This is a genomic window from Streptomyces sp. NPDC097129 (assembly GCF_055668065.1).
On the sequence record NZ_JBVOQE010000010.1, the window covers coordinates 330,360 to 356,063 of the forward strand.

At 72.3% G+C, this 25,704-nt stretch carries 21 protein-coding genes; 3 read left to right on the plus strand and 18 right to left on the minus strand.

The window, feature by feature from the left end; genetic code table 11:
• Window positions 1–33 precede the first annotated feature (33 nt).
• Window positions 34–786, minus strand: coding sequence for a transglycosylase family protein (locus tag AC0B9F_RS27970; protein ID WP_472007232.1), 753 nt, complete (start codon window positions 784–786; stop codon window positions 34–36).
• 513 nt (window positions 787–1,299) lie between these two features.
• Here AC0B9F_RS27970 and AC0B9F_RS27975 point away from each other — a divergent pair.
• Complete coding sequence (locus AC0B9F_RS27975) at window positions 1,300–2,094, plus strand: hypothetical protein (RefSeq protein ID WP_472007233.1); 795 nt, start codon at window positions 1,300–1,302, stop codon at window positions 2,092–2,094.
• Between the two features lie 1,486 nt (window positions 2,095–3,580).
• Complete coding sequence (locus AC0B9F_RS27980; protein ID WP_472007235.1) at window positions 3,581–3,973, plus strand: hypothetical protein; 393 nt, start codon at window positions 3,581–3,583, stop codon at window positions 3,971–3,973.
• A 69-nt stretch (window positions 3,974–4,042) separates the two neighbouring features.
• Here the strand turns inward: AC0B9F_RS27980 and der are convergent, their stop codons facing one another.
• The 15 genes from der to AC0B9F_RS28055 all read right to left on the minus strand — a co-directional run bounded on the left by der (window position 4,043) and on the right by AC0B9F_RS28055 (window position 20,720).
• Entirely contained in the window at window positions 4,043–5,521 is a 1,479-nt protein-coding gene (gene der, locus AC0B9F_RS27985; protein ID WP_472007236.1) for a ribosome biogenesis GTPase Der, read from the minus strand.
• A 78-nt stretch (window positions 5,522–5,599) separates the two neighbouring features.
• Complete coding sequence (locus AC0B9F_RS27990) at window positions 5,600–6,244, minus strand: lysophospholipid acyltransferase family protein (protein WP_472007238.1); 645 nt, start codon at window positions 6,242–6,244, stop codon at window positions 5,600–5,602.
• On the minus strand, window positions 6,241–6,936 hold the full coding sequence (cmk, locus tag AC0B9F_RS27995; protein WP_472007240.1) for a (d)CMP kinase: 696 nt from the start codon (window positions 6,934–6,936) through the stop codon (window positions 6,241–6,243). Before cmk ends, AC0B9F_RS27990 begins: the two co-directional genes overlap by 4 nt.
• Window positions 6,937–7,036: 100 nt before the next feature.
• Window positions 7,037–8,122: a prephenate dehydrogenase gene (locus AC0B9F_RS28000; protein WP_472007242.1), complete on the minus strand. Its 1,086-nt coding sequence runs from the start codon at window positions 8,120–8,122 to the stop codon at window positions 7,037–7,039.
• Complete coding sequence (aroH, locus tag AC0B9F_RS28005; RefSeq protein WP_363266926.1) at window positions 8,119–8,481, minus strand: chorismate mutase; 363 nt, start codon at window positions 8,479–8,481, stop codon at window positions 8,119–8,121. The genes AC0B9F_RS28000 and aroH overlap by 4 nt, the downstream gene beginning before the upstream one ends.
• Before the next feature lie 222 nt (window positions 8,482–8,703).
• Complete coding sequence (locus tag AC0B9F_RS28010) at window positions 8,704–9,711, minus strand: ADP-ribosylglycohydrolase family protein (RefSeq protein ID WP_472007245.1); 1,008 nt, start codon at window positions 9,709–9,711, stop codon at window positions 8,704–8,706.
• 66 nt (window positions 9,712–9,777) lie between these two features.
• Complete coding sequence (locus AC0B9F_RS28015) at window positions 9,778–10,896, minus strand: pseudouridine synthase (RefSeq protein ID WP_472007247.1); 1,119 nt, start codon at window positions 10,894–10,896, stop codon at window positions 9,778–9,780.
• Window positions 10,896–11,549 (minus strand): SMC-Scp complex subunit ScpB, encoded by a 654-nt coding sequence (scpB, locus tag AC0B9F_RS28020; RefSeq protein ID WP_472007249.1) that lies wholly within the window; start codon window positions 11,547–11,549, stop codon window positions 10,896–10,898. Before scpB ends, AC0B9F_RS28015 begins: the two co-directional genes overlap by 1 nt.
• The gene (locus tag AC0B9F_RS28025) at window positions 11,546–12,706 is read right to left on the minus strand and encodes a segregation and condensation protein A (protein ID WP_472007251.1); all 1,161 of its coding nucleotides are present in this window, start codon (window positions 12,704–12,706) and stop codon (window positions 11,546–11,548) included. Before AC0B9F_RS28025 ends, scpB begins: the two co-directional genes overlap by 4 nt.
• An 18-nt stretch (window positions 12,707–12,724) precedes the next feature.
• Window positions 12,725–13,312: a hypothetical protein gene (locus AC0B9F_RS28030; protein ID WP_472007252.1), complete on the minus strand. Its 588-nt coding sequence runs from the start codon at window positions 13,310–13,312 to the stop codon at window positions 12,725–12,727.
• Window positions 13,297–14,433: a ParA family protein gene (locus tag AC0B9F_RS28035; RefSeq protein WP_472007253.1), complete on the minus strand. Its 1,137-nt coding sequence runs from the start codon at window positions 14,431–14,433 to the stop codon at window positions 13,297–13,299. Before AC0B9F_RS28035 ends, AC0B9F_RS28030 begins: the two co-directional genes overlap by 16 nt.
• 426 nt (window positions 14,434–14,859) lie before the next feature.
• Window positions 14,860–15,984: an alanine dehydrogenase gene (gene ald, locus AC0B9F_RS28040; RefSeq protein ID WP_472007255.1), complete on the minus strand. Its 1,125-nt coding sequence runs from the start codon at window positions 15,982–15,984 to the stop codon at window positions 14,860–14,862.
• A gap of 136 nt (window positions 15,985–16,120) precedes the next feature.
• Window positions 16,121–18,187 carry a tetratricopeptide repeat protein gene (locus tag AC0B9F_RS28045; RefSeq protein ID WP_472007257.1) on the minus strand — a complete coding sequence of 689 codons (2,067 nt, stop codon included), beginning with the start codon at window positions 18,185–18,187 and terminating at the stop codon, window positions 16,121–16,123.
• A gap of 152 nt (window positions 18,188–18,339) precedes the next feature.
• Window positions 18,340–18,966 carry an NUDIX domain-containing protein gene (locus AC0B9F_RS28050; protein ID WP_472007259.1) on the minus strand — a complete coding sequence of 209 codons (627 nt, stop codon included), beginning with the start codon at window positions 18,964–18,966 and terminating at the stop codon, window positions 18,340–18,342.
• 86 nt (window positions 18,967–19,052) lie between these two features.
• On the minus strand, window positions 19,053–20,720 hold the full coding sequence (locus AC0B9F_RS28055; RefSeq protein ID WP_472007261.1) for a CTP synthase: 1,668 nt from the start codon (window positions 20,718–20,720) through the stop codon (window positions 19,053–19,055).
• A 511-nt stretch (window positions 20,721–21,231) separates the two neighbouring features.
• Here AC0B9F_RS28055 and AC0B9F_RS28060 point away from each other — a divergent pair.
• Window positions 21,232–23,034, plus strand: a complete 1,803-nt coding sequence (locus AC0B9F_RS28060; protein ID WP_472007298.1) for a glycoside hydrolase family 15 protein — start codon at window positions 21,232–21,234, stop codon at window positions 23,032–23,034.
• A gap of 80 nt (window positions 23,035–23,114) precedes the next feature.
• Here the strand turns inward: AC0B9F_RS28060 and AC0B9F_RS28065 are convergent, their stop codons facing one another.
• Together AC0B9F_RS28065 and AC0B9F_RS28070 are read right to left on the minus strand one after the other, a co-directional pair.
• On the minus strand, window positions 23,115–24,071 hold the full coding sequence (locus AC0B9F_RS28065) for an LLM class F420-dependent oxidoreductase (RefSeq protein WP_472007262.1): 957 nt from the start codon (window positions 24,069–24,071) through the stop codon (window positions 23,115–23,117).
• Between the two features lie 29 nt (window positions 24,072–24,100).
• Window positions 24,101–25,699: a flavin monoamine oxidase family protein gene (locus tag AC0B9F_RS28070; protein WP_472007264.1), complete on the minus strand. Its 1,599-nt coding sequence runs from the start codon at window positions 25,697–25,699 to the stop codon at window positions 24,101–24,103.
• Between the last annotated feature and the right edge of the window lie 5 nt (window positions 25,700–25,704).

Sequence of the window (25,704 nt, forward strand, 5' to 3'; positions counted from 1 at the left end):
AGGTAGGCCCCGAGGTGTGGCTCAGGATGTGCCTCAGAGGTGCCGGAGGGCGAGCCGCATGCCCGGCTCGATCAGGTCGGGGTCGCCGCCGATGACGGACCTGTTCGCGGCGTAGATCCGCTGCCAGCTCGTCCCGTGGTGCGCGGCGATGCCGCTGAGCGTGTCGCCCTGGCGCACGGTGTAGTCGCCGCCGCGCGTCGATCCGTGGCCGGCGTGACCGCCGGAACGGGCCGGCGCCTTCGCCGGCTTCGACGAGACGGACTCGGACCGCTTCGGCGTCGACGCCGACGTCGATTCCGGCTTCGCGTGCGACTTCGAGTGCGACTTCGAGTGCGACTTCGAGTGCGACTTCGAGTGCGACTTCGCCGAGACGGGGTTCGCCGCGGGCGCGTCGCCGTACGCCCCGGCGTGGCCCGAGCAGACCGGCCAGGCGCCCCAGCCCTGGGCACGCTGGACCTTCGTGGCGATCGCGATCTGCGCGGACCGGGAGGCCTGGTCGGCGGTCGACGCGTAGGCCGTGCCGCCGTAGGCGCGCCAGGTGCTCGCGGAGAACTGCAGCCCTCCGTAGTAGCCGTTGCCGGTGTTGATGTGCCAGTTGCCGCCGCTCTCGCACTGGGCGATGCGGTCCCACACTCCGCCGTCCGCCGCCGCGGCGCCGCCGGCCGAGGCGAGCAGGCCGAGGGGGGCGAGGAGCGCCGCCCCGGCGAGAACAGCCGTCGTACGGGCCTGCCCCTTGGTCAGGGTCTTGCGAGCGGTGGTGCGGGTGTTATCGGCACATTCGGACATGTAGTTCCCTCTCGAACGACTCGAGGTCCCCCTGGGCGGACCGCCACCCCTCGCGCATCGGCGCGGGGGTCGCGCTCCGCCCCGTCCACCGGGGGTGGTGCTCCGCGACGCGGCGCGGACCGGTGGACGTACTCGAGCGGTGCTCGGTGCACACGGCGGAGGAATGTAGGGAGCCGGACGGCCCGGCATCAACCAATTCGCCGTCATTCCAGGCCAGTTGGACGTTACCCGGGGTATCGGCGACTTTCGGACACCCACTACATCCTCGAATTTCATGACATGTCGACCATCGACCGACCCCGCCTGTGAGCCACTTCACCGCACCAACATCCTTGGCCACTCGAACACTTGACGCTGAGTGACCGGTTCCGGTGCGCGGTTGACCGTGCGCGATGGATGAGGGGATTCGGTTCCCGCGCGTGCGTGACCCCCACCACAGATCACCCGTTGTGCTCTTCATGAGCCGGGGACCACCCGGCGCCGCCAACGCACCGCATCCCGAGGGAGCCACCCGTGCCGCGCATGCTCGACGTCAGCGACGAGGTACGCGCCGAGATCGGCGACGAAGAAGCCGACCGGCTGCTCGCCGGGGAGAACGCCCCCGGCAGTTACGACTGCACCTCCTGCCGCACCCCGGGCGACCCCGAGCACGAACGCACCAGCACCGTGCTGTTCATCGGCGACGAGACCGCCGTGCTCGCCTTCGCCCACGCCGGCTGCCTGCCCTCGCAGGTCGTCCAGGTCACCGAGGAGCAACTGCAGGGCGCGGTCCGCTCCATCGGCGGCGTCACCGGCGGCCGGGGCGCCGCCGACGAGCCGGTGAAGGCGGTGCCGGAGCAGGCCGTGCTCGGGGTGACCAGCGGACTGGTCCTGGTCGCCGGGGAGTTGCACCCCGCGCTGGTCGTGGAGCCGACCGGGCCGATCGTGCGCCCCGGCTCCACGGGCACCGGCGACGACTTCCTGCCGCTGCTGATCGAGCACGGTTTCATGCCGCTGCCCGAGCTGTCCGCCGTACCGCCGGTGCTGCACGGCTGGTCCGTGCTGCTGGCCATGGGGCAGCTGCACGCGGTGCTCCAGCCCGGCGCCGACGGCGGCCAGCCGGTGGCCTGGTGGCAGGCGCACCAGCCGCTCCAGGTCACGGAGAGCTGGCGGGCCGCCGCCAACAAGCACCAGCAGGTACTGATGTTCGCGGCCCCGGCGGGCTCCATCGGCCGCCAGCCCCGAGAGGACCTGATGCGCGACGCCCTGGACAAGGCAGCGGCAACGGGCCACCTGGTAGCAGCCACCCTCCCCCTGGCCGGCACCTGACCCCAGGCCCCCACCTGCCAACCTCCCCCGGCCCAGCCCTGCAGCCCCGGGCCACCCCTGCGGCCGGGGGCAGGCACCCGGCCCGGACCTGCCTCGGCCCGGGCTGCCTTCAGCCCCGGCACACCCCGGCCCTGCTCTGCCCTGCCTCCTGGTTCCGGGGCCCTGGTCTGCCGCCGGACCGGGGCCGCCTCCCCGATCCCGCACCACGCCCTCCGGCCCGGACCACCCCTCCGGCCGGGATGTGCCTCCCGGCCCGGGCCACCCCTCTGGTGCCGGGTGTGTGCCTCCCGGCCCCGGGGCCCGGTCCGGCCACGAGGCCCTGGTCTGCCTTCTGTTCGGGTCTGCTGCCGGCCCGGGCCCGCCTCCCCGATCCCGGACCACACCCACCGGCCCGGACCTGCCTCCCGGCCCCGGCTCCCGGTCCTGGGCCAGCCCCGGGGCCCTGGTCTGCCTCCTGGTTCGGGTCCGCCCCCAGCCCGGGTCCGCCTCCCGATCCAGCGCTGCCGCAGCCCCGGACCACCCCTCCGACCCGGGCGTGCCTCCCGGCCGCGGACCACCCCTCCGACCCGGCCAGCCCGGACCGGCCAGCCCCCGGCCCTTGTCTGCCGCCTGGTTCGGATCTGCCGCCGACCCGAGTCTGCCTCCCGATCCGCGGCTGCCCCAGCCCCGGACCACCCCCCGGGTCCGGGCATGCCTCCCGGCCGCGGACCCCCCACCCGGCCACCCCCGGGCCCGGGTCTGCCTCCCTTGCCGGGGCTGCCCCAGCCCGGACCAATCCCCGGGTCCGGATGTGCCTCCCGGCGCACCCGGCACCCGGCCCCCGGCCGTTCCCCGACCGGGGGGCGACTGGTCTCTACTGGTCTCTGTCGGAAACTGAGCCCGCAGTCGGCACCGGTTGACGGCTGTCCGGGCTGCTCCCCCGCCGTCATCGCCTCGGACGCCGCGTTCAGCACCGCCGACCTCCGCCCGGTCCAGGCTCGCAGCCGGAACCGGTCGTCCCCGACCAGGAACTGAGCCCGCAGCCGAGCCCTGCCGGCCACCAGCCAGGCGCCCACGTCCCGCGGCCGCCGCCTGCGGGCCCATGAACGAACCAGTCGGCAGCGACACCTTGCGGGCTGTCGTCCGGTCAAGACCCGTGGCCAAAGACGCCCACAGCAAGGGCCCGGACCCTTGCGCCAAGCACCGCGACCAGGAGCCGAAGGCCGGGGCCCGGCACAGACGCCCACAGCCAGGACCAGACCCCAGACCGAGCACCAGGGTCCAGGCGCTGGGGCCGAGGACCGGCCCCAGGGAGCCCGGCCCACGGAACCCAGCCCAGGCACCCGGGGCCAAGGCCCAGCCCACGGAACCCAGCCCCAACGAACCCGGCCCAGGCACCCAGGGCCAAGGCCGGCCAAGGCCCGGGCCAAGGCCCGGGCCCGGTTGGCCTCCCGGTGCCGGGTGGCCGGGGCCGCATCTCATCAGGTGGCTCGTCGTTGGGACTTACGTGCACAGTTACGACGTTTCCCGCCGCCCGAGCTTCTCCACGGTTCCGCCTCCGCCGCGGCCGGTGCAGGAGTCGCACCGCGGCCCATCGGCCACGCCGATCTACGACGCGCTCTACGCCGAGTACGTCAAGTCCTTCCGCTCGCTGCCGGGTGACCGCAGCGGCGAGGAGGAGCTGGGCTTCACCGCCTTCGGGAGCATCCGGCACGGCGGCCCGGCCGCCCCCCGGCCGGGGTCGTTCTCCAGCTCGTACAGCGCCTACAGCGCGGGAGCGCAGAGCGCCCGCGTGGGCCGGCAGTCGGCGTGGCAGCGGGTCGGTCCGGTGGGGCAGCAGGGCGGGCCCACCCAGTTCGCCCCGGCGGCGCTGCCGCCCGGCCGTCCCGGCGGCAGCTGACGGCCGCACGGCGAAGGGGCGGCCCCGGAGCCGCGACGGACTCGGGGCCGCCCCTTCGGCGGGCCCGGACTACTTCTTCTTGCCGCGCTTCTCCCGCACGCGCACGGAAATGTGGATCGGCGTGCCGTCGAAGCCGAACTCCTCGCGCAGCCGGCGCTCGATGAAGCGCCGGTAGCCGGCCTCGATGAAGCCGGAGGCGAACAGCACGAACCGCGGCGGCTTGGTGCCGGCCTGCGTGCCGAACAGGATGCGCGGCTGCTTGCCGCCCCGGATCGGGTGCGGGTGGGCGGCGACCAGCTCGCCGAGGAAGGCGTTCAGCCGGCCGGTCGGGACGCGGGTCTCCCAGCCGGCGAGGGCGGTCTCGATCGCCGGGACCAGCTTCTCCATGTGCCGGCCGGTGCGGGCCGAGACGTTGACCCGCGGCGCCCACGCCACCTGGCCCAGCTCGGTCTCGATCTCCCGCTCCAGGTAGTAGCGGCGCTCCTCGTCGAGGGTGTCCCACTTGTTGAAGGCGAGGACGAGCGCACGGCCCGCCTCGACCGCCATGGTGACGATCCGCTGGTCCTGCACGGAGATGTTCTCGGAGGCGTCGATCAGGACGACCGCGACCTCGGCCTTCTCCACGGCCGCCGCGGTGCGCAGCGAGGCGTAGTAGTCGGCGCCCTGCTGGAGGTGCACCCGCTTGCGGATGCCGGCCGTGTCGACGAACTTCCAGGTGACGCCGCCCAGTTCGATCAGCTCGTCGACCGGGTCGCGGGTGGTGCCCGCCTGCTCGTTGACGACGACGCGCTCCTCGCCGGCCACCTTGTTCAGCAGGGAGGACTTGCCGACGTTCGGGCGGCCGATGAGCGCGATGCGCCGGGGGCCGCCGACGGCGGTGCCGAAGGACTGCTCGGGCGCCTCGGGCAGCGCCTCCAGGACGGCGTCCAGCATGTCGCCGGTGCCGCGGCCGTGCAGCGCGGAGACCGGGTGCGGCTCGCCGAGGCCGAGGCTCCACAGGTAAGACGCGTCGGCCTCGCCGCTCGGGCCGTCGACCTTGTTGGCGCACAGCACGACCGGCTTGCCGGCCTTGCGCAGCAGCCGTACGACGGCCTCGTCGGTGTCCGTGGCGCCGACCTTGGCGTCGACGACGAAGACGACGGCGTCGGCGGCCTCGATGGCGTACTCGGCCTGCGCGGCGACCGAGGCGTCGATGCCGAGGACGTCCTGCTCCCAGCCGCCGGTGTCGACGACCTTGAAGCGGCGGCCCGCCCACTCGGCCTCGTAGGTGACGCGGTCGCGGGTGACGCCGGGCTTGTCCTCGACGACGGCCTCGCGGCGCCCGATGATGCGGTTCACCAGCGTCGACTTGCCGACATTGGGGCGGCCCACGACGGCGAGCACCGGCAGCGGGCCGTGCCCGGCCGCCTCGATCGCGCCCTCGACGTCCGTGAGGTCGAAGCCCTCTTCCGCCGCGAGCTCCATGAACTCCGCGTACTCGGCGTCGCCGAGAGCCCCGTGCTCGTACTCGTGTGCGTCCGAGCCGTCGGGCTGGATGTGGTCGTTCATGAAGTCCGTACCTCGTCGTTCATTCGTGGTGATCGGTGGAGCGGCCCGTGATACGGCTGATCCACTACTCAGTGTCGCCTAGCGGCCGGTCAGCCGCCTGGCGTTTACCAGGTGCTCGGTGAGCTGCTTCTGGATGCGCTCGGTCGCCTCGTCGAGTGCCCTGCGCGTACGCCGCCCGCTGCCGTCGCCCGCGTCGAACGGGTCGCCGAAGACGACGTCGATGCGGGAGCGCAGCGGGGGCAGCGCCTTTATCAACCGTCCGGGCCGCTCGGAACTTCCCAGCACCGCCACCGGCACGATCGGCGCCCCGGAGCGCACCGCGAAGTAGGCGAGTCCGGCGCGCAGGGACGCGAAGTCGCCCTCGCCGCGGGTGCCCTCCGGGAAGATCCCGAGGACGCCGCCGGCCGTCAGGACGTCCAGCGCCTGGCCGATCGCGGTGCGGTCGGCCGTGGATCGGTCGACCTTGAGCTGGCCGATGCCGGTCAGGAAGGGGTCGAGCGGCCCGACGAACGCTTCCTTCTTGATCAGGAAGTGCACGGGCCGGGGCGCCACGCCCATGACCATCGGGCCGTCGACGTTGTGCGAGTGGTTGACGGCCAGGATCAGCGGGCCGCGCGCCGGCATCCGCCAGGCGCCCAGCACGCGCGGCTTGAACAGGCCGTACATCAGGCCGACGCCGATGCGCCGCCCGACGTCCGCGCCCCGCTCGGACACAGCGGTCACTTCCCGGCCCGCTTCTCCTCGACGAGCGTGACCACACACTCGATGACCTGGGTCAGCGTGAGCTCGGTGGTGTCCACCTCGACGGCGTCGCCGGCCTTGGCCAGCGGCGAGGTCTTGCGGCTGGAGTCGGCCGCGTCCCGCTTGAGCAGCGCCTCGCGGGTCGAGTGCACGTCGGCGCCCTTCAGCTCACCGCTGCGCCGGGCGGCGCGGGCCTCCGGGGAGGCGGTGAGGAAGATCTTCAGGTCGGCGTCCGGCAGCACGGTCGTACCGATGTCACGGCCCTCGACGACGATGCCGTTCTCCGCGCCGAGAGCGATGGAGCGCTGCAGCTCGGTGATCCGGGCGCGCACCTCGGGCACCGCGCTGACGGCGCTGACCTGGGAGGTGACCTCCTGGGTGCGGATCGGGCCGGACACGTCGAAGCCGTCGACGGTGATCGTCGGCTTCTCCGGGTCGGTGCCGGAGACGATCTGCGGCTTGCCCGCGGCGGCGGCGATCGCGGCGGGGTCGTCGACGTCGACGCCGTTGGTCACCATCCACCAGGTGATCGCCCGGTACTGGGCGCCGGTGTCCAGGTAGCTCAGTCCGAGCTGCGCGGCCACGGCCTTCGACGTGCTCGACTTGCCCGTGCCGGAGGGACCGTCGATGGCGACGATCACAGGCGGCACAGTCTGGGCGGCGCCGTTTTCCACGGGGGGACACCTTCCTGGTGCGAGGCGGTGAGCGGGGTGCGGGGCGCACGGCCCGTTCGGGGACGCCCCGCACAAGGTTACTGGCTCCGCGGCGCGCCTCTTACTGCCGGATGGCCCAGCCCCGCTCGCGCAGCGCGGCCGTCAGCACCTGCGCCGCCTTGGGCTCGACCATGAGCTGGACCAGGCCCGCCTGCTGCCCGGTCGCGTGCTCGATGCGCACGTCCTCGATGTTGACCCCGGCCCGTCCGGCGTCGGCGAAGATGCGGGCGAGCTGGCCGGGCTGGTCGTCGATGAGGACGACGACGGTCTCGTAGACGCGCGGGGCGCTGCCGTGCTTGCCGGGGACGCGGACCTGGCCGGCGTTGCCGCGGCGCAGCACGTCCTCGATGCCGGCGGTGCCCTCACGGCGCTTGCCGTCGTCGGAGGACTGCAGCGCCCGCAGCGCCTCGACGGTCTCGTCCAGGTCGGCGGCGACGTCGGAGAGCAGGTCGGCGACCGGCCCGGGGTTCGCGGAGAGGATGTCGATCCACATGCGCGGGTCGGAGGCGGCGATCCGGGTCACGTCCCGGATGCCCTGCCCGCACAGCCGTACGGCCGTCTCCTCGGCGTTCTCCAGGCGGGCGGCGACCAGGCTGGAGACCAGGTGGGGCATGTGGGAGACCAGCGCGACGGCCCGGTCGTGGGCGTCGGCGTCCATGACGACCGGCACCGCGCGGCAGTGCGAGACCAGCTCCAGGGCGAGGTTCAGCACCTCGGTGTCGGTGTCCCGGCTGGGGGTGAGCACCCAGGGGCGGCCCTCGAAGAGGTCGGCGGAGGCGGCGAGCGGCCCGGACTTCTCCCGGCCGGACATCGGGTGGGTGCCGATGTAGGAGGCGAGGTCCAGGCCGAGCGCCTCCAGCTCGCGGCGGGGCCCGCCCTTGACGCTGGCCACGTCGATGTAGCCGCGGGCCGCGCCCCGGCGCATGGCGTCGGCGAGCACGGCGGCCACGTGGGCGGGCGGGGCGGCGACGATCGCCAGGTCGACCGGGCCCGCGGGCGGCTCGTCGGTGCCGGCGCCCAGCGCGGCGGCGGTGCGGGCCTGCTCCGGGTCGTGGTCGACGAGGTGGACGGTGACGCCTCGCCCGGCGAGGGCCAGGGCTGCGGAGGTGCCGATCAGGCCCGTGCCGATGACGAGGGCGGTCCTCACTGGGCGATGTCCTTGCGCAGAGCGGCGGCGGCACCGAGGTAGACGTGGTTGATGTCGGCGCGCGGCTTGTCCGACTCGATGTGCGCGAGGACGCGGACCACGCGGGGCATCGCGCCCTCGATGTCCAGCTCCTGCGCGCAGATCAGCGGCACGTCGACGATGCCGAGCTTGCGGGCGGCGGCCGCCGGGAAGTCGCTGTGCAGGTCGGGAGTGGCCGTGAACCAGATGCTGATCAGGTCGTCCGTGCTCAGGCCGTTCCGCTCCAGGACGGCGGTGAGGAGCGCCGCGACCTGCTCGTCCATGTGCCCGGCCTCGTCCCGCTCCAACTGGACGGCCCCCCGGACCGCTCGTACCGCCACGGCGCTGCTCCTTGCGTATCGGGTCTGCTGTACGCCCAGCCTAGTCAGCCCACGCCCCGGAGGCGCCCGCCGCCCGTCCCCTGAGACGCCGGGTCAGGACACCGGGTCGCCAGCCGGCTCGTCTCCTGACCACCGGCGGGTCGAGGCCCCCCACCGCGGGACCGGCGCACGGTCGCCGTCGCCCGGGTCAGGGGGCCTCCCGTCGGATCTGCTTCTCCAGGGTCAGGCGTCCCAGAGCGCGCCGAGGGCCAGCAGCTCGCTGCGGTACTCGATGCGGTCCGCCCACGCCGCCGGCCAGGCGTCGGCGCCCAGGTACGCCCCCGCGAAGGCGCCGGCCAGGCAGGCGATGGAGTCGGAGTCGCCGGCGGTGCAGGCGGCGCGGCGCAGGGCGGTGACGGGCTCGTCGGGGAAGAGCAGGAAGCACAGCAGCCCGGTGGCCAGCGCTTCCTCGGCGATCCAGCCCTCCCCGGTGGCCAGGCACGGGTCGGTCTCCGGCGAGACGGTCCGCACGGCGTCCTGGAGCCGTCCGAGGATCTCCAGGCAGTCGTCCCAGCCGCGCGCGATGAAGTGCTCGGCGCTGGGGTCCTGACCGCGGGTCCACAGGTCGCCGAGCCAGGTGTGGTCGTAGGAGGTGCGGTGGTCGAGGGCGTACGACCGCAGCAGCCCGACCAGCGCGGTGGGGTCGGCCCCCTGCGCGAGCAGGTGTACGGCGTGCGCGGTGAGGTCGGACGCGGCGAGCGCCGTGGGATGGCCGTGGGTGAGGGCGGCCTGGAGCTGGGCGGCGCCGGAGCGCTGCGCGTCGGTCAGCCGGGGTGCGAGCCCGACCGGCGCGACGCGCATGTTGGCGCCGCAGCCCTTGGAGTGGATCTGGCTGGCGTCCTGCCAGACGCGGCCCTCCTCCTTGAGGAGGTCACAGGCCCGCAGGCAGGTGTTGCCGGGGGCGCGGTTGTTGTCCGGCGACTGGTACCAGTCCACGAACTCCTCCCGCACGGGCCGCTCCAGCCGCTTGGGCGCGAGGTGACCGCGGTCCATGGCGGTGCGCAGGCCGCGTCCGAGCGCCAGGGTCATCTGGGTGTCGTCGGAGACGAGGGCCCGCTGCGGCGGCTCCAGCTCCCGCCAGGGGCCGAACGTCGAGAGGATCAACGGCACGGTCTTGAACTCGGTCGGGTAGCCGAGGGCGTCCCCGAGGGCGAGGCCGATGAGTGCTCCGGTTGCGGCTCGCTTGGACATGCGATCACCATCCCCCTTTATCGTCACCATGACAATAAAGGGGGATGGTGATCATCGCAAGGCGGTTTAGAGCTCGACTTCCTGCATCAGCATGCCGACCTCGGTGTTCGACAGGCGGCGCAGCCAGCCCGACTTCTGGTCGCCCAGGGTGATCGGGCCGAAGGCGGTGCGGACCAGCTTGTCCACCGGGAAGCCGGCCTCGGCCAGCATGCGCCGCACGATGTGCTTGCGGCCCTCGTGCAGCGTGACCTCGACCAGGTAGTTCTTGCCGGTCTGCTCCACGACCCGGAAGTGGTCGGCGCGGGCGTACCCGTCCTCGAGCTGGATGCCGTCCTTGAGCTGCTTGCCCAGGTCGCGCGGGATCGGGCCCACGATGTGCGCGAGGTAGGTCTTCTTCACGCCGTACTTGGGGTGGGTCAGCCGGTGCGCCAGCTCGCCGTGGTTGGTGAGCAGGATGACACCCTCGGTCTCGGTGTCGAGGCGGCCCACGTGGAAGAGGCGGGTCTCCCGGTTGGTGACGTAGTCGCCGAGGCACTGGCGGCCCTCGGGGTCCTCCATGGTGGAGACGACACCGGCCGGCTTGTTCAGCGAGAAGAACTGGTAGCGCTGGGTCGCGACCGTCAGCCCGTCGACCTTGATCTCGTCCTTCTCCGGGTCGACCCGCTTGCCCTGCTCGGTGACGATCTCGCCGTTGACCTCGACACGGGCCTCGTCGATCAGGTCCTCGCAGGCGCGGCGGGAGCCGAAGCCGGCCCGCGCGAGCACCTTCTGCAGCCGCTCGCCCTCCTGCTCGGCGCCCGGGAAGGTCTTGGGCAGCTTGACGTCCGGCTTGCCCGCGTAGCGATCGCGGTTGCGCTCCTCGGCACGGGTCTCGTACTCGCGGGAGCGCGAGGGGGCCGTACGGCCACCGGAGCGCTGCCCCTGCTTGGGGCCGCCCTTGGCACCGCCGCGGGCCGAGGGGCCCCGGCCGGACTTCGGACCGTCCTGCGTGGCGCCGGGACCGACGTCGTAGCGCCGCTCCTCGGGACGCGGCTTCTTGGGACGGCCTCCCTGCTTGTCGTCGCGGTTGTTGCCGGCGCCGCGGAAGTTACCGCGGCCCCCGCTGCTCCCGCCGCGGCCGCCGCTGTTGCCACCACGGCTCCCGCCGTTGTTTCCGCTGCTGTTCCTGCCGCTGCTGCTTCGCATCAATGTTCCGTCTTGTCGTCTGCGTCATCGGAATCCGGAGCGTCCGGGTCGAACGACGGCACCCCTTCCTGGGTCTCCGCCTCGATCGCCTCCGCCTCGGGGAGGAAGGGCGCGAGTTCCGGGAGCTCGTCCAGGCCGCGCAGGCCCATCCGCTCCAGGAAGTAGTTCGTCGTCCTGTACAGGATCGCACCTGTTTCGGGTTCCGTGCCCGCCTCCTCGACCAGACCGCGCTGCAGGAGGGTGCGCATCACGCCGTCGCAGTTGACCCCGCGGACGGCGGAGACGCGGCTGCGGCTGACCGGCTGGCGGTAGGCGACGACGGCGAGGGTCTCCAGGGCGGCCTGGGTGAGGCGGGCGGTCTGGCCGTCCAGCACGAGGCGCTCGACGGCGGCCGCGTAGGCGGGGCGGGTGTAGAAACGCCAGCCGCCGGCGACGTAGCGCAGCTCGAAGCCGCGGCCCTGCGCGGTGTACTCGTCGGCGAGCTCGCGCAGCGCGTCGGCGACCTGCCGCTTCGGCCGCTCCAGGATCTTCGCCAGGTGCTCCTCGGTCGCGGGTTCGTCGACGACCATGAGGACGGCCTCCAGGGCGGGCTTGAGGTCGAGCCCGGCCACGGCCCGCAGGCCGGCCGGAACCTCACCGCTCTCCACGCTCACGCCTTCTTCTCCTCCCCGGCCTTCGCGGCCTTCTCGCCCTGCGCGGCCTTGTGGGCCCTCTCCGGCTCGGGCTTCTCCGGCTCGGGCTTCTCCGGCGGCCGGTCGAACTCGTCCGTGACGGTCGGCGCCGCGTCCCCGTCCCCACCGGTCCAGCGCACGGTCAGCTCGCCGAGGGCGGCCTCCTGCTCCAGGGCGACGGCCTTCTCCCGGTACAGCTCCAGCAGGGCGAGGAAGCGGGCCACGACGGTCAGGGTGTCAGCGGTGTCCGCGACGAGCGTGCGGAAGCTGGCCTCGCCCAGCTCCTTCAGCCGCGCGACGACGACCTGCGCCTGCTCCTGCACGCTGACCAGCGGCGCGTGGATGTGGTCGACGTACACCTGCGGTCTGGCCCTCGGCTGCATCGCCTTGACGGCGAGTCTGGCGAAGCCCTCGGGGCCGATGCTGATGACGACCTCGGGCAGCAGCTCGGCGAGGTGCGGCTCCAGTCCGACGGTACGCGGGTAGCGCCGGGCCTCGTCCTCGATCCGCGCGTTGAAGATGTCGGCGATCTGTTTGTAGGCCCGGTACTGCAGCAGCCGCGCGAAGAGCAGGTCCCGCGCCTCCAGCAGGGCGAGGTCGCCCTCGTCCTCGACCTCGGCGGCGGGCAGCAGCCGGGCGGCCTTCAGGTCGAGCAGGGTGGCGGCGACGACGAGGAACTCGGTCGTCTGGTCCAGGTCCCAGTCGGCCCCCATCGCCCGGATGTGCGCCATGAACTCGTCGGTCACCTTCGACAGCGCGACCTCGGTGACATCGAGCTTGTGCCGCGAGATGAGCTGCAGCAGCAGATCGAACGGCCCCTCGAAGTTGTCCAGCCGGACCTTGAAGACACCGTCACCGTCTGGAACGCCGTCCCCGGCCTCGGGCGCGTGTGCCCGGGCCTCCGGGGGTGCCTCGCTCGCGCCGACGTCGGTCAGTCCGGCAGGCGCGTCCGTCGCCGACGGCGCCGCCGCATCCCGCGCCCCAGACTCGTCCGGCTGCGCCTCGGACGCGGACGGTGACGCCTCGCCCGGCGTCCCCCGCTGATCCGGCTGCTCGTCCGGCTCAGTCACCGGCCCCCGGCCCAGTGGGCGTCGGCGGCCGGCCGGGCCGTTGGGGGTGGAGGGGTCGTTCGAGGTCATGGCCCCCGCAGGGTACCGCTAGCGTCCGCGCAGACGGCGTACCAGGATGCTGGCGTCCCCGCGGCTCTCCAGGTCGGCGAGGACCACGGCGACCGCCTCGCGGACGATGCGCCCGCGGTCCACGGCCAGCCCGTGCTCGCCGCGCAGCACCAGGCGGGCGTGCTCGAGGTCCATCAGCTCCTCGGCGGAGACATAGACCGTGATCTTCTCGTCGTGCCGCTCGCGCCCGCTGGGCCGCCGCGTCGAACGCCCGCGCCGGCGCGGCTGCGCGGCGTCGTCGGCGACGGCTCCACCGGCTGAACCTTCCTGCTGGGTCGCTCTGCGGCGCGCGGCGCGTTCCGGCGCCGTCGAGGCCCGGCTGCGGGACTCCTCGCCCGCCTCCGCGTCGGCCGCGACGTGCTCCACGCCGTCGCCGTCGCCGCCCTGGGCCGGCACGGAGTGCGGCGCGTCGTCGGGCACGGCGGCCGCGGCGGCGTCGCTCTCCCCCGCCGGAGCGGGCACCCGGGCCTCGCCGCCCGGGCGCCGGGGAGCGGACGGCTGCAGGGCCATCCCCCCTGTCGTACGGAAGAGTTCGTCGGCCCCCGGCAGACTCACTCGGCGTGACACCGGGCGAGCACCTCCCTGGCGAGCTGACGGTAGGCGGCGGCGCCGACGGAGTTGGACGCGTACGTGGTGATCGGCTCACCGGCGACCGTGGTCTCCGGGAAGCGGACCGTGCGCCCGATGACCGTGTGGTACACGTGGTCGTCGAACGCCTCGACCACACGGGCCAGCACCTCGCGGCTGTGGACCGTGCGCGAGTCGTACATCGTGGCGAGGATGCCGTCGAGCTCCAGGTCGGGGTTGAGCCGCTCCTGGACTTTCTCGATGGTCTCGGTCAGCAGCGCGACACCGCGCAGCGCGAAGAACTCGCACTCCAGCGGCACGATCACCTTGTGCGCCGCGGTGAGCGCGTTCACGGTGAGCAGGCCGAGTGAGGGCTGGCAGTCGATGACGACGAAGTCGTAGTCCGGCAGCAGCGGCTTCAGGGCGCGCTGCAGCGTGGACTCGCGCGCGACCTCGCTGACCAGCTGGACCTCGGCGGCCGACAGGTCGATGTTGCTGGGCAGCAGGTCCATGTTGGGGACCGCCGTCTTCAGCAGGACCTCGTCCGCGGACATCCCCCGCTCCATGAGCAGGTTGTAGACCGTCAGGTCGAGTTCCATGGGGTTGACGCCGAGACCCACCGACAGCGCGCCCTGCGGGTCGAAGTCCACGAGCAGCACGCGCCGGCCGTACTCCGCGAGCGCGGCACCCAGGTTGATGGTCGACGTCGTCTTGCCGACGCCGCCCTTCTGGTTGCACATCGCGATGATCTTCGCGGGACCGTGGTCGGTCAACGGGCCCGGGATCGGGAAGTACGGCAGCGGGCGCCCGGTCGGGCCGACGCGCTCGCGGCGCTGACGCGCGGCGTCGGGCGCGAGGGTGGCCGCGTACTCGGGATCGGGCTCGTACTCGGCGTCGGGATCGTAGAAGTGCCCTTCGGGCAGTTCGTCGTAGTCGGCGAAGTGGTTGTGGGGCGCGCCACTTCCGTCGCCGGCCATGGCGTTCACGTGATGACCGTCCATGCTCTGGTGTGCTGTCAGAGCCGTATGGGGGCTGTTCTGGCTCTGGTGGGCTGCGAAGGTTCGGACAGCGACGGAGCCGACAGCCTCGAGCCCCGTGGGGCCCTGGCCCCGCGTAGGCATTCCTGGTTGACCACCCCCGGGAGAAAATGTCGACTCATTCACAAGTCGTCTTACCTCCTTGGTGACCAGGAAACTTCTCTACAAGGTCAGCGTGGCACCATGCCGACGGTTGGCGACTCTATGGCGTGTCGGGCGTCCGCAGCAACACAATCCGCCGGACCCGGCCCGATGTGTCGGCAATGAAACATCCCGCTGTCAAGGGCGTACGGCCGTTGCACAGCAGGTTTCACCGGTGTGCGAATCGGTCGAAGGGTTACGTTCGAGGCGAGTTGACCGAGAGCCGCAAAGTGACCATACACACATCCGGCCGGACCTTGTCGGGCAAGGTCCGGCCGGATGCGCGGTGTTGACGACCTGTGTTGACGTATCGCCTTATTCCTGCGGATGACTTGAACCCGCCGGTTGGCGAGCCGTGCAGCCGGGAGGTCAGCCCAGGAGGGTGGACAGCTCCACGTGCTCCAGGCCGTGAGCCTCGGCGACCTCCTTGTAAACGACCTTGCCGTCGTGCGTGTTGAGGCCCTTGGCCAGCGCGGCGTCGCGGCGCAGCGCCTCCACCCAGCCGTTGTTCGCGAGCGAGACGATGTACGGCAGCGTCGCGTTGGTGAGGGCGTTGGTGGAGGTGTTCGGCACCGCGCCGGGCATGTTGGCGACGCAGTAGAAGACCGAGTTGTGGACCTTGAAGGTCGGCTCGGCGTGCGTGGTCGGGTGCGAGTCCTCGAAGCAGCCGCCCTGGTCGATCGCGATGTCGACAAGAACACTTCCGGGCTTCATACGGGCCACCAGCTCGTTGGTGACGAGCTTCGGGGCCTTGGCGCCCGGGATGAGGACGGCGCCGATGACGAGGTCGGCGCCGAGGACGGCCTTCTCCAGCTCGAAGGAGTTGGACATGATCGCCTTGACCTTCGTACCGAAGATCTTGTCGGCCTCGCGCAGCTTGTTGATGTCGCGGTCGAGCAGGGTCACGTCGAAGCCCATGCCGACGGCGACCTGGGTGGCGTTCCAGCCGGAGACGCCACCGCCGATGACGACGGCCTTGGCCGGGGTCACGCCGGGGACGCCGCCGGGCAGCACGCCACGGCCGCCGGCCGCGCGCATCAGGTGGTAGGCGCCGACCTGCGGGGCCAGCCGGCCCGCGACCTCGGACATCGGGGCGAGCAGCGGCAGGGCGCGGTTCGGCAGCTCGACGGTCTCGTAGGCGATGGCCGTGGTGCCGGACTCGATGAGCGCGTCCGTGCACTCCTTGGAGGCGGCCAGGTGCAGGTAGGTGAAGAGGATCTGGTCCTTGCGGAGGCGGTGGTACTCCTCCGCGATGGGCTCCTTGACCTTCAGCAGCAGGTCGGCGGCGGCCCAGACCTCGTCGGCCGTCTGAAGGATCTGCGCTCCGGCGGCCACGTACTCGTCGTCCGTGATCGACGAGCCGACGCCGGCGTTGCGCTCGATGACCACCTGGTGGCCGTGGCGCACCAGCTCGTGCACGCCGGCGGGGGTGATGGCCACCCGGAACTCGTTGTTCTTGACCTCGCGGGGGATGCCGACCTTCACGTCGATCACGGTCCTTGGCTCAGGGGAAACAGGGGCATTACTAGACATACCCAGGCATGCGGGGGCACACCGGGAGACACCGCAGGAGAACGAGCGGCAGAGCCAGTCTAATGAAGGTGTTCCTGCTGTCTAGCCTTTCATTGCATCAATCTTCAGCAGATGCACTACGGATTTCGCAGGCATTGGCGGCGTATTCCCCCTGGTCGGGCCCCTCAGGGCTCTCCTGCCCCTCCTCCGCGAGCATCCGCTCGGCCGTCCCGCGGTGGATCCCGGCGGCCACCGGATCACCGAGGTGGTCCAGGGTGTCGGCGATCCGCAGGTGCAGCGCGGCCTGCAGCCGGGTGTCCTCGGCCCGGCGCGCCCACTCCACCGCCTCCTGGCAGGTGCGCAGCGACTCCCCCGGCCGGCCGGCGTACTCCTGCACCCGCGCCAGTTCGCTCAACGCCCGTGCGTGCGCGGCGACATCGCCGCCCCGCCGATGGCCGGCGGCGGCCGCCCGCCAGCTGCGCAGCGCCTCGCCGTAGCGCCCCGCGTAGGTGTGCGCCGTGGCGATACGGCCGTACAGCCGGGCGGCGTCGGCGCGCTCGGCGCGGGCCAGGCGCTGGCCGAGCGCCCGGCCGAACCAGTCGGCGGCCCGCTCGTAGTCCCCCAGCTCCAGATGCGCACCACCTACGGATTCCATTGCGCGAGCGGTCGCGTACGGGTCATTTGCTCTGCGTCCGGCGTCCAAAGCCGCCCGATATCGCAGCAGCGCCTCGTTCGTCCGGCCGGTCTGGGCGTCCAGGTCGGCCAGGTTCAGCAGGGCGGCGGCCTTCTCCCGGGGAAGCTCGCGCCGCTCGGCCACGTCGAGGACGAGGCGGTGGACGCCGTACAGGTCGGCCGCGGCCGCCTGGGTGCCGAAGTGCGCGACCATCGCCCGCACCAGCTGGGACAGCAGCCGCCGGGCGAGGGTGTCCAGCTCGCCGTCGGCGACGGCGAGGCGGGCGGCGCCGAGCAGGGCGGGGCGGCGCACGCGCAGCCACTCCTCGGCGGCCCGGGGGCTGGGGAAGCGCAGGGCGCGCGGCATGCCGAGGAGTTTCTCCCGGGCCTGCGGGCTGTCGGTCTCGGTGACCGCCCGGCAGGACTGCAGCAGCCGTACGGTCCGCTCCAGCATGCGGGCGCGGGCGAGCTGCAGCTCGGCGGGGCGGTCGTGGGTCTCGGTGAGGGCCTTGAGCAGCGGGTGCAGGGCGCCGGGGATCTCGTATTCGGGCAGCGGCGAGTCCACGGCTCGCAGCAGGCCGAAGCGGACGAGGTCGTCCAGGGTGGTGCGGGCGCCGCTGACCGAGCAGCCGGCGAGCGCGGACGCCGTGTGCGCATCGACGCACCCGGCGGGGGCGAGGGCGAGCAGGCGCAGTATCCGGGCGGCCGGGGCGGGCAGCGCGGTGTAGGCGAGCTGGAAGACCCGCGCCAGCGGGGCGGTGTCGTCGCCGTCGGCGCGCAGCTGCTTGGCGAGGTCGGCGACGGCGGCCTTCGGTCGGGCCGTGAGCCAGCCGGCGGCCAGCGTCAGCGCGGCGGGCTGGCCCTGGCACGCCTCGACCAGGCCCTCCGCGGCCCGCGGGTCGACGGTGACCCGCACGGGGTCGATCCGGCGGGACAGCAGCTCCACCGCGGACTTGGTGTCGAGCCCGCCCAGCGTGCAGGGCCGCACGTCGGCGATCCCGGTCAGGGGCCGTGCGGAGACGGCGACGACCAGGCAGCCGGGGTTGTCCGGGAGCAGCGCGTCGACCTGCTCGGCGCCGGCCGCGTCGTCCAGCAGGAGCAGCGTCCGCCTCTCGGCGAGGGCGTCGCGCAGCGCCTCGGTCAGCTCGTCCTCACCGGCGCCCGGCGGCACGGGCCGCTCCAGCGCGGCGAGCAGTTCGCGGGCGGCACGCTCCACGGGGACGGGCGTGCCGTCCGCCTCGCTGAGCCGGGCGCGCAGCACCCCGTGCTCGTAACGGTCCGCGACCTGCCGGACCAGTTCCTCGGCCAGAGCGGTACGCCCGCAGCCGGGGCGGCCGGCGATGAGCAGCACCCGCGCGCGGGGCGCCTTCTTCCCGCTGAGCGTGTCCAGACCCGCGCGCTCGATGTCGGCGCGCAGCTCCTTCAACTCCCGTGTGCGGCCCAGGAACACACCGACCGCCGGCGCGTTCGCCGACAGCCGCACGCCGTCCTCGTCCACCGCCTGTTCCGTCACGGGCCACGCTCCCGTTCCACCGCACGCCGGCGCCCGACGGGACCGATCGATCGGGCGTATCCAGAGCCTAGTTCACGCTCTGCAACGATCCTGGCGGAGCACGCGGTGCCGGACCAGGACTCGCCCGATCGGATCAACGGATCGTCAGACCGCTACGCCTCGAACGGCCGCGCAGGCCAAGGCGCCAGTGCCGGCCGCAACGCCTCCACCCCGGCCCCCTGCCGAACGGCAACGAGAGAGAGCACGCCCGTCACCAGACACGAGTTGTGCAGCTCACCGGCGAGAATCCCCCGCACCAGCTCGCCGACGGGCACTCGCGCGTGCTCCATGTCGGTCTCCTCGTGCTCCGCCGCGAACCGCTCCCCCTCGGCCTCCGACAGATTCCGCGCGAGGAAGATCCGTACGGCCTCGTCGGAACCGCCGGGCGAGGTGTACAGGTCGGTCAGCACCCGCCAGTCCTCGGCCTTGACGTGCGCCTCCTCGTACAGCTCGCGCTGGGCGGCGTGCAGCGGGTTCTCGCCGGGCACGTCGAGCAGGCCCGCCGGGATCTCCCACAGCTTCTGCCGTACCGGGTGACGGTACTGGCGGATGAGCAGGACGCGGTCCTCGTCGTCCAGCGCGAGGACCGCGACGGAACCGGGGTGGACCTGGTAGTCACGGCCGGACACCGAGCCGTCGGGCATGACCACGTCGTCCGTCCTGACGGAGGTCTTGGCCCCGGTGAACGGGGCCCGGGTCGCCCTGATCTCCCACTCCTCGGGCGCGTCCTTGATCGTCATGCCGTTCCTTCCCCACGTGCGCATACGAAAGCCGGGGTGCTCCCTACTGAAAGGTATGCACCCCGGCCACCGTACAAGCCGGTGTGTTACTTCGAATTCTGCCGCTCGACCGCAGCCTTCACGAGACCGGCGAACAGCGGGTGCGGACGCGTCGGACGCGAGCGCAGCTCCGGGTGGGCCTGGGTGGCCACCAGGTAGGGGTGCGTCTCGCGCGGGTACTCGACGTACTCGACGAGCTTGCCGTCCGGGGAGGTGCCGGAGAACAGGATGCCCGCCTTCTTCTCCAGCTCCGCGCGGTAGGTGTTGTTCACCTCGTAGCGGTGGCGGTGCCGCTCCTCGACGTACTCCTTGCCGTCGTAGACCTCGCGGACGATCGAGCCCTCGGCCAGCTTCGCCGGGTACATGCCGAGCCGCATCGTGCCGCCCATGTCGCCCTCACCGGCGACGATGTCCATCTGCTCGGCCATGGTGGAGATGACCGGGTGGCCGGTGGCGGGGTCGAACTCGGTGGAGTTGGCGTCCGGGATGTCGGCGAGGTTGCGCGCGGCCTCGATCACGATGCACTGCAGGCCCAGACACAGACCGAGCAGCGGGATCTTGTTCTCGCGGGCGTACTTGATCGCGCCGACCTTGCCGAGCACACCGCGGTCGCCGAAGCCGCCGGGGATGCAGATGCCGTCGACGTCCGACAGCTGCGCCTTGGCGCCGGCCGGCGTCTTGCAGTCGTCGGAGGTGACCCACTTGATCTTCACGCGGGCGCGGTTGGCGAAGCCGCCCGCGCGCAGCGCCTCGGTGACCGACAGATAGGCGTCGGGCAGGTCGATGTACTTGCCGACCAGGGCGAGGGTGATCTCGTGGTCGGGATTGTGGACGCGGTCCAGCAGGTCGTCCCACGTCGTCCAGTCGACGTCGCGGAACGGCAGGTCGAGCTTGCGCACGACGTAGGCGTCCAGGCCCTCGCCGTGCACGGTCTTCGGGATGTCGTAGATCGAGCGGGCGTCGGGGCAGGCCACGACGGCGGCCTCGTCGACGTCGCACATCAGCGAGATCTTCCGCTTGATGGCGGTGGGCACCTCGCGGTCACAGCGCAGGACAATGGCATCGGGCTGGATACCGATGTTGCGCAGCGCCGCCACCGAGTGCTGGGTCGGCTTGGTCTTCAGCTCGCCCGAGGGGCCGATGTACGGCAGGAGCGAGATGTGCACGACGAAGACGTTGTCGCGGCCGACCTCATGACGGACCTGGCGGACGGTCTCCAGGAACGGCAGCGACTCGATGTCGCCGACGGTGCCGCCGACCTCGGTGATCACGACGTCCACCTCGTCGGTGGCCATGCGCCGGATGCGGTGCTTGATCTCGTTGGTGATGTGCGGGATGACCTGCACGGTGTCGCCGAGGTACTCGCCGCGGCGCTCCTTGGCGATCACCGTGGAGTAGACCTGGCCCGTGGTGACGTTGGCGGAGCCGTCCAGGTCACGGTCGAGGAAGCGCTCGTAGTGGCCGATGTCCAGGTCGGTCTCGGCGCCGTCGTTGGTGACGAACACCTCACCGTGCTGGAAGGGGTTCATCGTGCCCGGGTCGACGTTCAGGTACGGGTCGAGCTTCTGCATGACGACGCGCAGGCCCCGGGCCTTGAGCAGCATGCCGAGGCTGGAGGCCGTCAGCCCCTTGCCGAGGGAGGAGGCGACACCCCCGGTGACGAAGATGTGCTTGGTCGTCGTGGCTGTGCTGTTTCGGAAAGCAGCGGGCGGCATGGCCAAAGGGGGGCTCCCGTGGTCGCGGTCTGGGGGTTGCGGGTCGGCTGTCCGCTCCGGATTTCCGGGGGGTGCCGTCGCTGCGGTTCGGGGGTTTTGCTCCCACCGGTCCACGGGCTACCAGGGTATCAGCGACCGGCGCCGATGGCTTCCGGCCACGCTCCGCGCACGCACCGCCACGCGGCACGCACCGGTCACGTATTTCTCACCCGATGCTCACTCGTTCGGTGGATGCCCGTTGCCCGGAGGGGCACGCGGATCATCTATGTGCGTCGTATCCTGCTCGGACACTCACTGCCGAGCCCGGCCGGGTACCACGGCGCCACCCGAAGCCCGTACATCACCGGAACAACGAGAGCTCGTCAGTTCGTTGAGCAGAGATTGCCGTTTTGCCATCGCGGTTCAGCGGCTGCTTTGCTTCACCGCTCAACGACGCACTACAACGACCCCTTGACCGCACTAGCGACAGCCCCGCACGCGGGGTGACGTGGCCGTTCGACTGGAGTTGCACGTGGCCGGGCGCATCGAAGACTACGCACTCATCGGAGACATGCAGACAGCGGCGCTGGTCTGCCGTGACGGCACGGTGGACTGGCTCTGCCTGCCGCGCTTCGACTCGCATGCCATCTTCGCCGGCCTGCTGGGTACCGAGGAGCACGGGTACTGGCGGCTGGGCCCGGCCCACGGGCCCGACCAGCAGCCGCCGACCGCGGCCCGGCGCAGCTACCGCGGCGACTCGCTGATCCTCGAATCGGAGTGGGACACACCACGCGGCATGGTCCGGGTGACCGATTTCATGCCCCCGCGTGACGGCGCTCCGCAGCTCATCCGGATCGTCGAGGGCGTCTCGGGCCGCGTTCAGATGCGCTCGGCGCTGCGGATGCGCTTCTCCTACGGCCGGGTCGTGCCGTGGGTGCACAAGCACGAGGGGCGCACGGTGGCCGTGGCGGGCCCGGACTCGGTCTGGTACGACACGGAGGCAGAGACCTACGGCAAGTCGCTGACCACGTTCTCGGACTTCACCGTCGGACCGGGCGACCGGATCGCGTTCACCATCTCCTGGCAGCCCTCGCACAAGGAGCCGCCGCCGCTGCCGGAGCCCGAGCAGTCGCTGGAGGCGACGGAGGACTTCTGGCGCGAGTGGGTCGAGCAGTGCACGTACCACGGGCCCTACCGGGAGGCCGTGGTCCGCTCGCTGATCACCCTCAAGGCGCTGACGTACGCCCCCACGGGCGGCATCGTGGCGGCGCCCACCACCTCCCTTCCGGAGGACATCGGCGGCGTCCGCAACTGGGACTACCGCTACACCTGGCTGCGGGACGCGGCGATCACCCTGTCCTCGCTGCTGCGCACCGGCTACCGCGAGGAGGCCCGCGCCTGGCGCGAGTGGCTGCTGCGGGCGGTGGCCGGCGACCCGGAGAACCTGCAGATCATGTACGGCATCGCGGGCGAGCGTGAGCTCGGCGAGGCGGAGCTGGACTGGCTGCCGGGCTACGAGAAGTCCGCGCCGGTGCGGGTCGGCAACGGCGCCGCGCACCAGCTCCAGCTGGATGTGTACGGCGAGGTCACCGAGGCGCTGCACCTGGCCCACATGACGGGCCTGGCCCGCAACGACTACGCCTCGCTGCTCCAGCTGAAGCTGATCAGCTACCTGGAGAAGCACTGGCAGGAGCCCGACGAGGGCATCTGGGAGGTGCGCGGCCCGCGCCGGCACTTCGTGCACTCCAAGGTGATGGCGTGGGTCGCCGTCGACCGCACGATCAAGCTGCTGGAGTCGGGCGAGGCCGACGGCCCGCTGGAGCGCTGGCTGGAGCTGCGCGAGGAGATCCACCGCGAGGTGTGCGAGAAGGGGTACGACAAGGAGCGCAACACCTTCACGCAGTCCTACGGCTCCAGGGAGCTGGACGCCTCGCTGCTGCTGATCCCGCAGATGGGCTTCCTACCGCCGGACGACAAGCGCGTGATCGGCACGATCGAGGCGATCCAGCGGGAGCTGTCCACCTCGGACGGGTTCATCCTGCGCTACCCCACCGAGGGCGCGCACGAGGGCGTCGACGGCCTCCCGGGCGACGAGGGCGCCTTCCTCGCGTGTTCCTTCTGGATGGCCGACGACCTGGCGATGATCGGCCGCGTGGACGAGGCCCGCAAGCTGTTCGAGAAGCTGCTCTCCCTGCGCAACGACCTCGGTCTTCTGGCCGAGGAGTGGGACCCTCGGCTGAAGCGCCAGGTGGGGAACTTCCCCCAGGCCTTCAGCCACGTGCCGCTGATCGACACGGCCCTGCGGCTGACCGCGTCCGGCGCGTACGGGGGGTAGTGCCGCCCGAGGCCGTCTTGTGGGTGCGGGCCCCGTTGTGGCTGGTCGCGCAGTTCCCCGCGCCCCTTCGGGGCGCGGGCTCAGCTCGCCAGTGCCGTCAGTGTCCGCTCCCCACCCGGATCGCCCACCGTTGCCGGTACCAGAGCGATCTCGTCCAGGCCCGCCTCGGCGTACGCGTCGACGCGGGCCTGGATCGTCTTGAGGTCGCCGATCAGGCCGACCGCATCCGCGGCCTCGGGCGGCAGGGCCTCGACCAGCGTCTCGCGGTCCGCGCCGGTCGCCGCCAGGTCCACCGCCTCCCCGAGGCCCGCCGCCCGGAACATGCCGCTGTACCCCGGCACGGTCAGATACCCGGCGATGCTGCCCAGCACCTGCCGTACCGCCTCCGGCGAGGGATCAACCGCCGCAGGCAACCACGCGGCGAGCCGCGGCGGCGTACGCCCCGCCTTGTCCGCCGCCGCGTCGAGCTTGCCGCGCAGCACCCGTACCTGTTCCGGGGTGACCAGGTCGAGCAGCATCCGGTCGGCGTGCGCGGCGGCGATGCCGATGGCCCGGTCCCCGAAGGCCGCCACGGTCAGCGGGCCGCCGGGCGGCGCGAGGCGGCGGCGGAAGGGGCTGCCGGGGACGACCGGCTCGCCGGGCACCGCGTGCAGCAGGTCCCGCAGCGCCGCCGCCGACTCCTCCAGCGCGGCCGTCGGCCGGATGCGGGGCCGCCCGTGCACCCCCTCGACCACCCGCTTGCTGGCGGTGCCGAGCGCCACGCCCACCGCCCGGCCGCCGGTCACGGCGGCGGTGCCCGCGGCGCCCCGGGCGATGGTGTACGCGTCCCGCACGGACACCGGCACCGGCCCCGCCGTCAGCGCGACTCTCCGGGTCGCCGCGCCGATCGCGGTAGCCAGTACGAACGCGTCCCAGGTCGGCCCCTCGCCGATCCACACCTCCCGGTATCCGAGCCGGTCGGCGAGCGCCGCGACGCGCAGCGGCTCGTCGACCGGGCTGTCGTCCTCACGTGCCACGGCGACCACACTGAAGTCCATGGGGGCGCCGCTACCCGATGCACACGCAGCTAACCCAGCGCGGCGATCACCTCCCGCGCCGCCCGCTCGCCCTCGGTCGCGCCGCCCTCCATGTAGCCCTGGAAGTCGTAGGAGCAGTGCTCGCCGCCGATGTGGACGTTGCCCTGCGCGGTCCCCTCGTAGCCGGCGTACCGGTGCAGATAGCCCACCGGCCAGTAGGAGTAGGCGCCGAGCGAGTACGGGTTGAGGTGCCACGCGGACAGCTGCGCCCGGCCGGTCCACGCGGCCGACGTGCCGGGGAAGAAGGCGTCGATGTCCTTGAGGTACTTCACCGCGAGGCTCTTCACATAGGGGTCGCTCTCGTACGAGAACGGTCCCGCCGGGGTCAGCGACCTGGCGAGGGTGCCGCCGCCGTACTGGATGAGGATGCCGCCGGTGCCCGGCTGGACCTTGGTGGTGTCCCAGGTCTGCTGCACCTCGCCGTCGGTGAAGCACTCGCCGGCGGACACACCCGGCCAGGGCCCGGTGCCGCGCCACGGGCGGCCGGAGAACTGCATGTTGAGCTTGGTGCAGTACCCCATGCGGGCGTCCCGCAGCAGGCTGGTCATCCGGGTGTCGAAGCCGGCCCGGCTCAGATCGAGCCGTTGCAGGATCGGCAGGGGCACGCACAGGACGGTGTGGTCGGCGGTGACGGTGCGGGTGGAGCCGGCCTCGCTGAAGGTCAGCGTCTGCGTGCCGTCGGCGTTGGCACGCAGCGCCTGCAGCGACCAGCCCTGCCGGATGGTCCCGGCGGGCAGGAAGCCGGCGATGGCGTGCGGGAGCTGGTCGTTGCCGCCGACGATGTGGTAGCGCTCGTCCGACAGACCCCAGATGTTGAAGTCGCCGGGATTGGTCTGGTAGCCCATCAGCAGCACCAGGGCGAGCGAGGACTGGTCGGTGGTGTCGGCGCCGTACTCGACGTTGTAGGCGACGTCGAAGAGCTGTCCCAGCCGGGAGGCGTGGCCGCCGGGCACGCGTGACTCGATCCAGTCGTACAGGGACATGGTGTCCAGGGCGGTGCCGGCCGCGGTGGTCTGGTTCCACTTGACCTCTCCGGCGGCCTGGAGGTCGCTGTGCAGGGCCTGGTAGACGGCCTTGAAGTCCTCGTCGGCCTGGGCGCGCGGGTAGTAGGCGCCGTCGAACCAGAACACCTCCTCGGCTCCGTTGGGACCGCCGCCGAGGAAGTCCTCCAGCGGCAGGGAGAAGCGGCGGCACAGCTCCTGGATCTTCTTGTGTCCGGTGTCGATCAGCTCGCCGCCGACCTCGGAGGTCTGCCCCCAGGCCCAGTGGTCGCGCTGGGAGTACATCCGCCCGCCGACCCGGTCGGGGTTGGCCTCGTAGAGGGTGCAGGCGTATCCGGCGTCGTGCAGGGTGAGCGCGGCCGTGAGCCCCGCGATACCCGCGCCGACGACGGCGATGCGGGGCGCGGACGCGGCGGCGGCTCTCGCCGGGGCCGCCGCGGCGGTCACGGCGGCGGTGGCGAGGGCGCCCTTGAGGACGGTACGGCGGCGGATCTGGCGGGCCTCGGCGACGGGCACGCCGAGCCGGTGGGCGGCGGCGTGGTCGGAGGTGAGGGACCTCAGGACGTGCATCAGCTGCGTACGGGACACGGTGG